This window comes from Alteribacillus sp. YIM 98480 (assembly GCF_009765375.1).
Lineage (GTDB): Bacteria > Bacillota > Bacilli > Bacillales > Marinococcaceae > Alteribacillus.
Map to the genome: position 1 here is coordinate 1 of NZ_VTOK01000015.1, position 12,272 is coordinate 12,272.

12 protein-coding genes are annotated in these 12,272 nt (G+C 42.2%); 1 reads left to right on the plus strand and 11 read right to left on the minus strand.

All coding sequences use genetic code 11. From position 1 onward, the window contains the following. Positions 1 to 341 precede the first annotated feature (341 nt). The 10 genes from FZF09_RS17480 to FZF09_RS17525 all read right to left on the minus strand — a co-directional run bounded on the left by FZF09_RS17480 (position 342) and on the right by FZF09_RS17525 (position 11,129). Complete coding sequence (locus FZF09_RS17480; protein ID WP_158737885.1) at positions 342 to 905, minus strand: shikimate kinase; 564 nt, start codon at positions 903 to 905, stop codon at positions 342 to 344. Positions 906 to 970: 65 nt separating this feature from the next. Next, on the minus strand, positions 971 to 2,326 hold the full coding sequence (locus FZF09_RS17485) for a hypothetical protein (RefSeq protein WP_158737886.1): 1,356 nt from the start codon (positions 2,324 to 2,326) through the stop codon (positions 971 to 973). A gap of 76 nt (positions 2,327 to 2,402) precedes the next feature. Next, positions 2,403 to 3,602, minus strand: coding sequence for a CaiB/BaiF CoA transferase family protein (locus FZF09_RS17490; protein ID WP_158737887.1), 1,200 nt, complete (start codon positions 3,600 to 3,602; stop codon positions 2,403 to 2,405). Beyond that, positions 3,603 to 4,436, minus strand: coding sequence for a sugar phosphate isomerase/epimerase family protein (locus FZF09_RS17495; protein ID WP_158737888.1), 834 nt, complete (start codon positions 4,434 to 4,436; stop codon positions 3,603 to 3,605). An 88-nt stretch (positions 4,437 to 4,524) separates the two neighbouring features. Further along, positions 4,525 to 6,288: a thiamine pyrophosphate-binding protein gene (locus FZF09_RS17500; RefSeq protein ID WP_158737889.1), complete on the minus strand. Its 1,764-nt coding sequence runs from the start codon at positions 6,286 to 6,288 to the stop codon at positions 4,525 to 4,527. After that, a complete protein-coding gene (locus FZF09_RS17505) occupies positions 6,285 to 7,289 on the minus strand; it encodes a zinc-dependent alcohol dehydrogenase (protein WP_158737890.1) in 1,005 nt (334 codons plus the stop codon). The genes FZF09_RS17500 and FZF09_RS17505 overlap by 4 nt, the downstream gene beginning before the upstream one ends. Beyond that, positions 7,279 to 8,046: a type I 3-dehydroquinate dehydratase gene (gene aroD / locus FZF09_RS17510; protein WP_158737891.1), complete on the minus strand. Its 768-nt coding sequence runs from the start codon at positions 8,044 to 8,046 to the stop codon at positions 7,279 to 7,281. The genes FZF09_RS17505 and aroD overlap by 11 nt, the downstream gene beginning before the upstream one ends. Positions 8,047 to 8,059: 13 nt before the next feature. Further along, on the minus strand, positions 8,060 to 9,490 hold the full coding sequence (locus tag FZF09_RS17515; RefSeq protein ID WP_158737892.1) for an aldehyde dehydrogenase family protein: 1,431 nt from the start codon (positions 9,488 to 9,490) through the stop codon (positions 8,060 to 8,062). Continuing rightward, positions 9,487 to 10,338: a citryl-CoA lyase gene (locus tag FZF09_RS17520; RefSeq protein ID WP_158737893.1), complete on the minus strand. Its 852-nt coding sequence runs from the start codon at positions 10,336 to 10,338 to the stop codon at positions 9,487 to 9,489. Before FZF09_RS17520 ends, FZF09_RS17515 begins: the two co-directional genes overlap by 4 nt. 11 nt (positions 10,339 to 10,349) lie before the next feature. Beyond that, positions 10,350 to 11,129 (minus strand): IclR family transcriptional regulator, encoded by a 780-nt coding sequence (locus FZF09_RS17525; RefSeq protein ID WP_370514497.1) that lies wholly within the window; start codon positions 11,127 to 11,129, stop codon positions 10,350 to 10,352. 524 nt (positions 11,130 to 11,653) lie between these two features. Between FZF09_RS17525 and FZF09_RS17530 the strand changes: the two genes are divergently transcribed. Next, on the plus strand, positions 11,654 to 11,908 hold the full coding sequence (locus FZF09_RS17530; RefSeq protein ID WP_158737895.1) for a Gfo/Idh/MocA family protein: 255 nt from the start codon (positions 11,654 to 11,656) through the stop codon (positions 11,906 to 11,908). 216 nt (positions 11,909 to 12,124) lie between these two features. On the opposite strand, the gene FZF09_RS17535 is transcribed toward FZF09_RS17530, so the two are convergent. Further along, complete coding sequence (locus FZF09_RS17535) at positions 12,125 to 12,265, minus strand: hypothetical protein (RefSeq protein ID WP_158737896.1); 141 nt, start codon at positions 12,263 to 12,265, stop codon at positions 12,125 to 12,127. Positions 12,266 to 12,272: the final 7 nt, after the last annotated feature.

Here is a 12,272-nt window from a genome sequence, read left to right on the forward strand (position 1 = left end):
TTTAGCAAAAGTTCCTCTTTATCGTGTGCGCCTGAGCGGCTGGGCGCTGAAGCTAGACATCAAAAACGTCAAATATTTATACTTTCTTACCTTTTAAGAAAAGCGCAAGCCTGGAGGGTCGGCATATGGAAAGCTGATCTTTGCTTTCCATTGACGAACCGCAGGAATCTCGAACGAGTAGGAGCTTGCGCTAGACATGTAAAACGCCAACTATTTATCATTTCTTACCTTTTGAAAAAGGAGGCAAGCACCTTCCTTTAAAAACAGGCAGCGGCAATAATAAAGAGTACTCCGTTCCAGCGAGTACTCTTCTTGGGTATTCCTTCCAGTTGTGTCTCTATTTAATCCTTTACAAGCGGCTGATACCATTCCCAGCCAAGCTTCAGCAGGCTGACAATTTCATCTGCAACCTCTTCTTCATTCATGGAATCCGTTTTCACTTGAAAGCTGTTTAGATTATAGGTGCTCTGCCGCTTTTGAAAAAGTTCTTCTATTTCTTCCATCGATTTGTTATGCAGAACAGGGCGATTATCAATAATCAAGCTTAAGCGGTCTTTCCAGGAGTCCCACGTAAGATCGAGCGAAATTACAATGCAATACTCCATGCATGCTTCTCTGATTTCGTCCTGGGTGTATGCCCCGCCGCCGAGAGAAAGAATTTTTAGGCGCTTGTTTTTACAATAGTCGATGGAAATTTCCCGTTCAATCCGACGAAATTCTTCTTCCCCTTTGGTGCGGAAGATTTCCGAAACTTCCATCCCGTATGTTTCTTCAATCACCTTATCGATATCTACAAAATCGCGGTACAGCTTTTTAGACAACCGTTCTCCAATGGTTGTTTTCCCTACTCCCATAAACCCAATAAGAGCTATATTTCTTTCTCTTAGCGAAGGTACATTTTCCATTGAACACACTCTTCCTCTTCCCGTAGATTATATCTCTTTATTCTACCCAATGAACAATTTAAGTGTCAAACCACTTCGAGAAGTTTTGTTATCCCATAAGCCGCCGAAATATTCCAAATCATAAAAAGAAAAGCAAACAAAATATTTTTTAAGCTCACTTGATAAGGATTCAGGTTGATATACATGCCCAGTACGGCCGGCGTCACATTAAACGGACCGATCATCATCGTACAAACTGCTGAACTTACAATCGTAAGAGTTAACCCAAACGAAAGCTCACCTACAAAAGGATCGATGAAAGGGATGAGCAATGCTATCGTAACAAGCGGATGGAACCCTATAAACGCAAGTCCAAAAATAAACATCCCGATAAGCAGGAATAAAAGAAAATACATATCTGTTTCATACACATATTGAACGATTGTATTAATATATGCAAAAGGGCTCGTATATGGCATTAACTCCACGAAAAAGCCAGCCGATAAGAAAAGAAAAAACATGCCGTGAAGCTTATCTTTGTTGTTTTTGGCCATGAGGTAACCGAGCCTGCAGTAGATTTTAGGCTTTTTTATAGCGATGGACCAGGCAAAAGAAAAAGGAATGATCGTGACAGTCACGATAAAAAGAAAACCAAGGTCGATCCATTGGTTTCCCGTTAATACGATGATGACAAACGCGAGCACGGCCAGACCCATTTCAATCCCTTTCTTTTTTATAAGGGCCAAGCTTTCGGGATCGTTTTTCGTTTCTTCTTGTCTTAACGGATAACGGCTCCATTTTCTTTGGTGCAGCCGCCAATCCGCGTAAAGAAATAACAAACTGTTCACCCACAGCACCGGCAGCAGCCATAAATAACTTTGTCCTGTAATATCAAGCGTCATGGCAAGTAAAATTTCAGTAGGACTCCAAAATAAAACAAGTGCATAGGGCCTCAATATCCCATGTGTAAAAAATACTTGTGTGAACGTCTCTCCAAAATGCTTTACTTTATCCCGTACGGAGCTAATAATAACAGGCACGGTCGCAACGTTTAAAAAAATAGTCAGCACATAAGTCGCAAATGAGGTTTTTTTGTAAAGTGTGCCAGCGTCATCCGTTTTCATTCCAATCATCCGGCTTAAGGTCTTATCATAACGGCCAAGTTTAATAATCGCATTCATAAACGGAAGGACAAAAAATAATGCCAGCAGCCCTAACAACGAACGGAAATACGTTAAAAGCTCAAGCGAATACAATCCTTCTGAAAAAACGACAATAAGGCCAAGCCCTAAAAAAATAAGACCGACTGTTTGAAATAAACGCCCTGCCTTGCCTACTGTAAATAAAAGGATGGTGATAGATAAAATCCCAAGAAAATAGTTTATGATGGGTAACGACAACACTTGATTAATAATATATAAAAGTAAGATAAAAGCATACAAATAGAAAATCGTTTTTCACCTGCTTCCCTGATGCAATAAATTCATCGGCATGGACGTCCCATACCGATGAATTCGGTTAAATAACTCCTTTTTCTTTCAACTCCGAAATTTCTGCTTCAGAATATCCGAGCATCGATGAAAGCAATTCTTCATTGTTTTCTCCAAGATCCGGAGAAAGATTTCTTATGCTGCCCGGTGTTTTTTCAAACTTCGGTACGATGCCAGGTGTTTTTATTTTTCCTAATCTTGGATGTTCAAGTTCAATAATATTATCTCGGGCTTGATATTGAGGGTGTTCAAAGATATCCTGTACATTGAGGATCGGGCTTACTGGAACTCCGTATTCGCCTAAATACTCTACCAGTTCGTCCCGTTCCTTGGTTTTCATCCAATCTTCTACGATTTGTACAATTTCTTTGTCATTTTGCAATCTGACTGCATTCGTATAAAACTTTTCATGTTCTAAAAGATCTTCTCTGCCCATCGCTTTAGCCAGACGGTTAAAAGTTGTGTCTGTGCTTGTTACTAACACGACATAATGCCCATCTTTTGTCTCAAACGTTCCGGCTGGGCTCGAATGGCCGCTTAACCCCGGCGCACGTTCTCTTACTTTTCCGAGCTGATCATATTCTGCTACAAGAAACTCCATCATTCGAAATACCGTTTCATAAAGGGCAATGTCTACCATTTGTCCCGTGCCGTTTTCATTAGTATCTCGATGATATAAACCAGTTATGGCTGCAAACGCTACGTACACTCCCGTAATATAATCGGTTAATGAAAAAGATGGACTAACAGGTGCGCGATCAGAATACCCTTGTAAATAAGTGAATCCGCTGAACGCTGTGGCAGGAGTACCAAAGCCTGCTTTTTCTTTATAAGGGCCGGTTTGTCCATATCCTGATACCCTGATCATAAGAAGATCGGGATTTATTTTTTTCAATTCGTCATAGCCTGCTCCCCATTTTTCCAAAGTGCCGGGACGAAAATTTTCAATAAGAATATCGACTTCCGATGCGAGCTTTTTTAAAATTTCTATTCCTTCGTCTGTGTGCAAGTCGAGCGTAAGAGATTTTTTGTTTCTGGAAAGTCCCGGCCATCTCAAGGGCTCATCTCCTTTAAATGGTCCGACGTGCCTTAACGTATCCCCTTTTCCCGGCATTTCCACCTTAATCACTTCTGCTCCGAAGTCTCCTAATAATACTGAACCATACGGAGCAGCTATCATAGTTGATACGTCTAGCACTTTTACTCCTTCTAATGGTGTTCCAGTCATTTACTTCACCTCCTGCTTTGTCAGTGGATGTGTGTTTAAATAGTCCTTGGCTGATTGCAAGCAGCGCCTCGCAAATTCTTCATTTCCCAATTCTTGGGCAAGTTTTGCATTTGGCAGCTCGATCGAGTAAGGAATGTTTGGAATTCTATTGACGATGCTTCCTACATCAATGCCGCCTTCTCCAAGCAAGGAACGTTCCTCTCGAAGCACCCGGGTCATTTCAGGTTTCCATGCCGGAATTTCTCCAGGCGCGTCGCAAAGATGAAGATAGCGGAACCAATCACGAGGTACGGCATCTAAATCTTCCACATTATCCTTTGAGCGGTGGAAATGATGAACATCAATCATGAGACCGGCATTTTCCTGGTTTGCGGTGTTTAATACATCTAAAGCACCATCAAGGTTATGCACACTCGCAATCGGAACAAATTCTAACTCTATCGTTAATCCAAATGGTTTTGCCAATTCGCAAATTTCTGCAAACCGCTCAATTGCGTAATTTCGGTCATCTGTCCAAATGCTGCTGAGAACATGACGTCCACCTAATTCAGCAGCCACTTCCATAGCGGGAAGATAACTTTTGGGCTCCACCCCATCATAGACTTTAGCCAGTTCAATATCTAAAAGTTTCATCCCTGTCTCAGACATGGCCTTTTTGGTTTCGCGAAGCATCTGTTTGTTTTCCGCCAGCGCATAATTGGGTTCCCCAGGCAGCCCCATGTAAATGGGACGGAAGCTGACAAAATCATAGCCGGCCCTTGCAGCAAGGTAGGTCATTTCTGGCGGTGCACAATCTAGCACAGTAAGATGAGCTAGTGAAAATTGTCTTGTCATCTCATACTCCTCCTTTGAAATGTGCAAAGCGTCTTTTTCCAGCCGGGACAAGTTCCCTATTACGGATCGCCCGGGTGATTGAACGCTGTTAATCTACAGACACGTGATGAATCTTCTTCCCTGGTGAATAAATATCCATAATGTTCCAGTGTCCGTCTGTTGGTACCGGTTCATTTTTCATCGAAACATCAAGCAAAAACGGTTTGTTGCTTTGAATCGCTTTTTCAAGTGCTGGTTTAAACTCTTCTGCTTTATTGATTTTTACACCATCTACGCCGTAACCCTTTGCAACGGCTGCAAAATCAGGGGAGTACGATTCACCGTCTTTTTTAAATACGGTTCCATAGGTGGTATCATAGTGGCTTTTCTGCAATCCAGCGATTGTTCCAAACGCACTGTTATTCATAACTACCCAAATCACAGGAATATTTTCTTCGACTGCTGTAGCCATCACAGATGGATTCTGCCCAAAGCCCCCGTCACCAATTAAGGAAACAACGACTCTTTCAGGGTCTGCTAATTTAGCACCGAGCGCTGCCGACGAACCAAATCCCATCGTAGCGTAGCCTCCTGGTGTTAAGATCGTGCCTGCTTCATAAGCTGGAAACTGCTGACCTACCCCATTTTTATTCCAGCCTACATCTGTTGTTATATAAGCATTTTTTGGAAGAGCTTCACGAACATCAGCCAAAATTCGCTCGGGGCGAAGCGGGAATGCATCACTCTTTTGATGTTCTTTGATTTTCCCAAAGAATTTTTCTCGGTAGGAAGCAATCGCTTCTACCATCTTTTTATTTTCCCGTCCCTCTGGAACCATTTCTTTTGCGACACGGTTTAGCTCTGTTAACGCTTCTTTTAAATCTGCAACAATACCGAGTTCTACCGGATAGTTTCTTCCAAGCTCTTTACCGTCTATATCAATGTGAATGAGCTTTGTATTCGGAATATCAAAGGTATATTCTGGATACCAAGAACTCGAATCTGCTTCAGAAAAACGGGTTCCGAGTGCTAGAATTAAATCAGCGTCCCGGCAATTGTCGTTAATGAATTTGGTACCCCAGAATCCCGTCATGCCAAGGGTAAGCGGGTGCTCATCTGATACAGCACCTTTTCCCATTAATGAATAGGCAACCGGAATGCCCAGATGATCCACCAGTTCACGAAGTTCCTCGGCTGCATCAGCGAGCATAATCCCTCCGCCTACATAAAAGACAGGGTCTTTTGCTTCTAGTAATCTTTCAATGACTTGACGCGCTTTTGCATCACTAATCGATGGCTTTGTTAATTCTTTATTGTTCTGCTTTACCCGTTCAAACAGCTCTGTATCAATCTCAGCTGAGAAAATATCCATCGGCACAGATACAAGCACGGGACCCGGACGGCCATTTTGAGCTAAAGAAAAGGCTTTATCTAAAATTTCTGGGAATAAGTCAGGTCGGTCTACTCTCCATGCCCTCTTTACAAAAGGCCGATAGATTTCATATTGAGATGCATCGGCATGCAAGTTGACTTCTTGGTGAGGGTGTTTTCCGTAATAGTGAGAAGGAATATCCCCTGCAATAACGACCATCGGAATTGAATCTAAAGCCGCGTTTGCTACACCTGTTGCCGCATTGGTCAACCCTGGGCCAAGGTGAGAAAGAACGACAGACGTTTCTTTTTTTGCTCTGGCATATCCATCGGCAGCATGAGCAGCAATCTGCTCATGCCTTACATCTATAAACCTCACCGAACTATTTTCAAGCGCGGAGAGAACAGCGATATTCGTATGCCCGCAAAGTCCAAAAATATGCTCGACGTTATTATCTTCCAAGTAGCTTACCAACTGGTGAGAAACAAGATCTTTTGTCATGAAAGCCCCTCCTTAAAATCGATTAATACTTTGCCTGCTATACCAGAAAGTGCCATTTCAAACGCTTTTTCATAGTCAGCAAACGGATAAATGTTGGAGACAACGTGAGAAAACGGTTCAGGGTTATGTTTTAGGAAATGAAGCGCTCGTTCGAAATCGCTTGGGAAATCATAAATAATCGAACCAAACACCGAAACTTCACTTCGCACTAATTTATTCGCATCGATATTTACTGGCTCACTGGTAATGCCAACCGCCAGAATATTGCCTCCTGGTTTTACCACCTCAAAGGACTGTTCGATGGTCTTAGGTACACCAGCTGCTTCTACGACATGGTCATATTCTTCTTCTAAAATCTCGGGCAAGCCGGCTTTAATATCTTCATGGACATCCATTCGTTTTAATTTTTCTTGATTAATATCTACGGCAGTGACGTCTGCTCCTAATAGATTCGCTAAGATGGAAGAAAGCATCCCTTCTGTGCCGCACCCCAAAACAGCGACCGTATCTCCTTTTTCAACCGTTACGTTTTGAAATGCATGAACGACAACGGCAAGCGGCTCTATTAATACCGCTAATTTGCCGTCCATCTCTTCTGGTATAGTTAAAAGATTTGTGACAGGTACGTCAATAAAGCTAGTAAATCCACCATCTTTGGTTACGCCTAAGGTTTGTTTGTTACGGCAGATGTTTCTTTTTCCTTTTTGGCATAAATCACATTCGCCGCATGACAGATTAGGCTGTACGACTACTTTTTGTCCTTCGGTGAAAAGCCCTTTATCATCCGGCTCCACCACGGTTCCATACAGTTCATGCCCCATTACTACAGGGTAGTTGGCATGAGCCAGCTTGCCTTTATAAACACTCAAGTCGCTTCCGCATATACCGCCATACTCTGTTTTCACTCTTGTATGGCCTTCTGCTGCCTTCGGCTTGACAGCAGCTGATTCTCTATTAAATGTGTACGGCCCGCTGATGATTAGAGATTGACTAGCTGTCATTGCTCAAATAACCTTCCAATTGACGAACCACTTCGATTGGGATCTGCCCGGGAGCGGAACTTTTGCTGCCGACCGCAAAAGTAAGCGCGGAACCGAATTTCCACCCTACTAAACGGGTTAATCCGCCATCTACCCCCATTGACATCGTAATCACAGGTATATCAAGATCGTTGTGAGCCGTCTGTGTGATTTGAAGAACTGACAGGACATCGGACATATTATTTGGCATCACAGCAAGCTTTCCAATGTCTGCTTTATAAGCGGAGGCTTTCTCCAATTTGTTCAGCATTTCTTTTTCTGAAGGTGTCTCGTTAAAATGATGAAAAGAAAGGATCATTTTTACGTCGTTTTCCTGCGCGGCATGTTTAATAGCATCAATATCTGCTTTATCATTTTCTACTTCGTAATCAATAAGATCTGCGCTTTTCGTTTCGCATACCTTTTTCAAAAGTTCGACTTTCCCGCTTTCATCAAGCGGTATTTCCTGTCCGCCTTCTTTAATAGAACGAATCGTGAAAATGAGCGGCAAATCTCCTAGCTTTTTACGTATGCTAGAAGCTGTGTTTATAACGGCATCAGCATCGGCGATGTTTTCAAAAAAATCAACCCGCCACTCTACTACATCCGGTTCTTTCGTAATAATGGTTTCTGCCTGCTCTATCAATTCGGATTCGTTTTTGCCAACCATTGCTGAGCATATCGTTGGTTTTCCGCCAGCTAACACTGTATTTCGTACTTTCACTTCTTTTGCACTCATGCTTTCCCTCCTCTTAGCTATCTAGATGTACAATCATTTTCATTTCGGTCATCTCTTCGACAGCGAATCGCGGACCTTCTCTTCCGATGCCGCTATTTTTCACGCCGCCATACGGCCAGTGATCTAATCTGAAGTTTGACGTGCCGTTTACAACGACTCCCCCAACATCGAGTACTTTGGCTGCTTTTTTAATAACATCAAGACTATTGGAAAAAATACCTGCTTGCAGCCCAGTATCAGAATCATTAACCTCTTCTAAAGCGTCATCTAAGTTCTCATAAGGAATAATACTGACAACCGGCCCAAACACTTCTTCGCAAACGACTTTTGCCTGTTTTTTTGGATTAAAAATCACCGTAGGCTCAAGAGATGCCTTATTGATTGTACCACCTGTTAAGATCTCGGCGCCTTGCTCTTTTGCTTCCTCTATCCAGCTTTTCACTCTTTGAGCAGCCGCTTCATCGACAAGCGTACCAACGTCCGTCTCTGGATCAAGCGGATCTCCTGTTTTTAAGGCGCTTACTTTTTCTGTTAACGCTTCACGAAAACGGTCGATAACCGCTGTGTGCACGTATATTCTTTGAACAGAAATACAGCTTTGACCGGAGTTGCTGAAGCCCGTTTTGGCACAAAGTCCAGCGGCCCGTTCGATATCAGCATCTGCATGAACGATTGTTCCAGCGTTTCCGCCCAGTTCGAGCAATACTTTTTTCATTCCCGCTCGGTAAGAAATGTCTGTTCCGCCTTTCAAACCGCCAGTAAAAGAAATGAGATTCGTACGGCTGTCTTCAACGATTTTCTGTCCTGCTTCCACTCCGCCGTATACAACTTGAATCGCTTTTTTTGGATAGCCAGCTTCAAGCAGCAATTCTACAAACGCATTTGCAATCAGCGGGGTTTGTGGAGCAGGTTTTAAAATAACCGTATTGCCGCCAGCAAAGGCAGGGCCTATTTTATGGACCATTAAATTCAGCGGTGCGTTAAATGGTGTAATTGCAGCGATAACACCTGCGGGAACACGGAAAGTCATAGCTGTAGCTTGTTCTCCTCTTGTTGAAGCGCTCCCTGGAATCGTTTCCCCTGTTAACCGCTTTGCTTCTTCTGCTGATTGTTCTAGTGTTTCAAGCGATCTCGATACTTCATCTCTTGTATTTTTTAATGTTTTTCCTAGTTCCGAAGACAATAGACGTGCAAACTCTTCTTTTCGTTCTTCTAATAAAGAAGCGGCTTTTTTCAAAATGGCAGCTCGTTTGTGGGCAGGCAGGTCTGCCGTTTCTTGTTTTGCGTCCACTGCACTTTGCAGAGCGTTTTCTACGTCTTCTTCTGTTGCAGCGACTTGTTCGCCGACTGTTTCTCCTGTGTATGGATTTTCAACCGGAACGGTATCTCTGCCCCCTGTGAGCCATTCCCCATTTACGAGTAATTTTGCTGTTTTTATACTCATCGTACTTGCTCACCTCCAGATAATTTTCGGTTATCAACGCCTGTATATTTCACGAGCTCTTCATCATTTGGACAAGGCCCTTTTACGAGTACACCAGTCTGCATTTCTTCAAATGCATGAGCGGCGATGCCCATCCCGCGTGACAGCGCAAAGATGCCTTTTGCAGCTTCTGCCGGCAGTCCAATTTCACACTGTATAGCAGCGGCAACGCCGTCAATGTTCATTGTGATTGGACGATTCTTTTTCTCCGCTAAGAGACGGCGGTATTGTTCAGCTATATCAAGGTAAACTCCGGAGATCTCATTTTCAGCTGCCATAGGTTCTGCCAATTTATATAGGCGGTGCACTCTTGGGTCGTCATCATGGAGCTGGTGGCCGATTCCTGGAAGTTTTTCTTTTTTGGAAAGCATGTCATCAAGCTTGCTGTCTATGACTTGGTAGAGATCTTTTCCGCTCTCTTTCGCTTCTTCCCATGTTTCATAGAGAAGTTTCATGCCTTTTTCTGTTGCCCCTCCATGAGAATCTCCGAGCAGATTGATTCCAGTAGCGACTGCTGAATTAAAAGAAATTCCGCATGTGGCTGCCATTCGGCCTGCTGCTATCGAAGGAGCACGCGGACCGTGATCAGCCCCTGCTACTAAAACGCTTTCAAATAATTTAGCTTTATTCTCATCGAGAATATCTCCGCATAACAGAAGATACAGCATTTGCCCATAAGAAATATTGCCTATTAAATCTTCCATTTTGTACCCTCGAATATTTACTTCATTTTTTTTGATTTGGCTGATTTCTGTTTGCCACCAGCCCTCTCCTTGTTTGTAGGATTCAAGCGCACTTCTGCCAGACATACAATACCTCCTTAATTTTCTGCTGTTTTGCTGAATGGATATCCTAAATAATTAGATATTTCCATAGCAGCTGCTACTAGACTTGTTTTTAAATCAGGCAATTCATGCGGTTTAAAACGGCTCGATGGTCCAGAAACCGATAACGCTGCTACCATATTTCCATCAATATCAAAAATCGGCGAGGAAGCGGCAGATGTTCCTGCTTCTCTTTCATCAATGCTTTCTGCGTATCTTTCTTCAACAATCGTTTTTAGTTCATTTTTCAAGTCCGTTTTCGTAGTTTTTATGGGCTGTTCACCCATGACCTGTTCTTTAAAATCTTTTGATTGATAAGCAAGCAGAACTTTCCCCCCTGCTCCGACAGTAACAGGCAGCTTCTGACCGATGCTTACCATATGTTTTACAGACTGCGTACTTTCGTATTGTTGAATACACGTTCTATGTTCTCCGTCCAGTACATAAAGGTTAACCGTTTCTTTTGTTTGATTGCGAAGTCGTTTCATCGTTTCTTCTGCTACCGATCGAAGTTCAATTGACTGCCCGGCCACATGTCCAATAAAATACAACTGCCTTCCGAGCCGGTATTTTGAAGTTACTGGATTTTTTTCCACAAAATGATTCAGCTCGAGCGTCGCCAATAATCTCGTAGTCGTTGATTTGGCGAGCTCTATTTTGTTTGATATCTCAGTAAGCGTAAGTTCCGGCTCCTCTCTATGAAAGCAATTTAATATATCAATCGCTCTTTGCAGCGTTCGGATGCCTTTTGGAGATTCGCTCTTTTCCACTGTTATCCCTCCTTTTGTTTTATCTAATGGAATGAATTTTCATTTAATGGAACTTTGAATTCATTCTAAAATGCTTCTTGTATTATTTCAAGTCCTTTTTTTGACGATGAATATTTTTGCTGTTCCATTTCCCGATATATTTGCTTTTTTAGTCATTTGATGATGACAAGAGAAGGATTGTTTGATAAAATGCTCCTAATTTAAAAATTCCATTTGATAATACTCTTTTCCATTAGGTGGTACAATTATAACGATTATTGTATCCGTTTTCAATGTCAGCAGGGGGAAACGTTCATTAATCATTTTTAGTGGGAGGTGAAAGAAATGAATGCAGACGTGGTGACGTGGTAGGTATGAATCCAGAGGAAAAGAAATGTAGATTATTATAAAGAGAAAAATGTTATATTAATGGTCGGACACCAAAGACGATTTTAGTAAAATGGATAAGCTGTGCGTGTTACTTTCTCCCGAGGAAAATTTGCTTTAGTTTCTAACCAAAGATCATGAGTATTATCAACGAAACGTGGAGGATGAATACAGGAAGCGTTCCCTTACTTATTATGGAACATGACATTGACATCCTTTGCTATGTAACTGGTTTAACGATTGAAAGTGTGTATGCTGCAACTCGGAATACACTTCGAAACCATTCCGAAGACGCTGCTTTTATTATTTTGAGGCAGAAAGGAGCAGCGATTAATTATTCTATCTCTGATGGCGTATCTTCTCTATGGTCTTATGCATTTAACTTGAATGAAAACCCGACATGCAAAGAAGATTTGTGATTATTTTTTCGGGACAAGTTTCAGAGTTTTTTCGTATGATGAGGAAAATTCCGTTTTTTGAAATGATGCATTTTTTTGATTTTTCATGGTGACATGATTATAAAGGTCTGATACAATGCTTGTAACAAAGTTCCATTAAATAATACTATATTCCATCTAATGGAATTTTAATTTTCTGTACTTTGTAAGCGTTGCCAAGTAGTCGTCGCTCATTTCTTATGGTAATTTCATAAGAAAAGCGCAAGCGCCTTGCTCACGAGCGACAAGTCCTGGAGGGGCGGCATATGGAAAGCTGATCTTTGCTTTCCATTGACGAACCGAAAGAATCTCGAGCGAGTAGGCGCTTGCGCTAGACATCAAAAAC

Excerpts from the sequence above, each read along its gene's own strand:
- FZF09_RS17500 (WP_158737889.1), bottom strand. The coding sequence starts at position 6,288 with ATGACAAAAGATCTTGTTTCTCACCAGTTGGTAAGCTACTTGGAAGAT.
- FZF09_RS17535 (WP_158737896.1), bottom strand. The coding sequence starts at position 12,265 with ATGTCTAGCGCAAGCGCCTACTCGCTCGAGATTCTTTCGGTTCGTCAA.
- FZF09_RS17520 (WP_158737893.1), bottom strand. The coding sequence starts at position 10,338 with ATGTCTGGCAGAAGTGCGCTTGAATCCTACAAACAAGGAGAGGGCTGG.
- FZF09_RS17480 (WP_158737885.1), bottom strand. The coding sequence starts at position 905 with ATGGAAAATGTACCTTCGCTAAGAGAAAGAAATATAGCTCTTATTGGG.
- FZF09_RS17490 (WP_158737887.1), bottom strand. The coding sequence starts at position 3,602 with ATGACTGGAACACCATTAGAAGGAGTAAAAGTGCTAGACGTATCAACT.
- FZF09_RS17495 (WP_158737888.1), bottom strand. The coding sequence starts at position 4,436 with ATGACAAGACAATTTTCACTAGCTCATCTTACTGTGCTAGATTGTGCA.
- aroD (WP_158737891.1), bottom strand. The coding sequence starts at position 8,046 with ATGAGTGCAAAAGAAGTGAAAGTACGAAATACAGTGTTAGCTGGCGGA.
- FZF09_RS17530 (WP_158737895.1), top strand. The coding sequence starts at position 11,654 with ATGAATACAGGAAGCGTTCCCTTACTTATTATGGAACATGACATTGAC.
- FZF09_RS17505 (WP_158737890.1), bottom strand. The coding sequence starts at position 7,289 with ATGACAGCTAGTCAATCTCTAATCATCAGCGGGCCGTACACATTTAAT.
- FZF09_RS17515 (WP_158737892.1), bottom strand. The coding sequence starts at position 9,490 with ATGAGTATAAAAACAGCAAAATTACTCGTAAATGGGGAATGGCTCACA.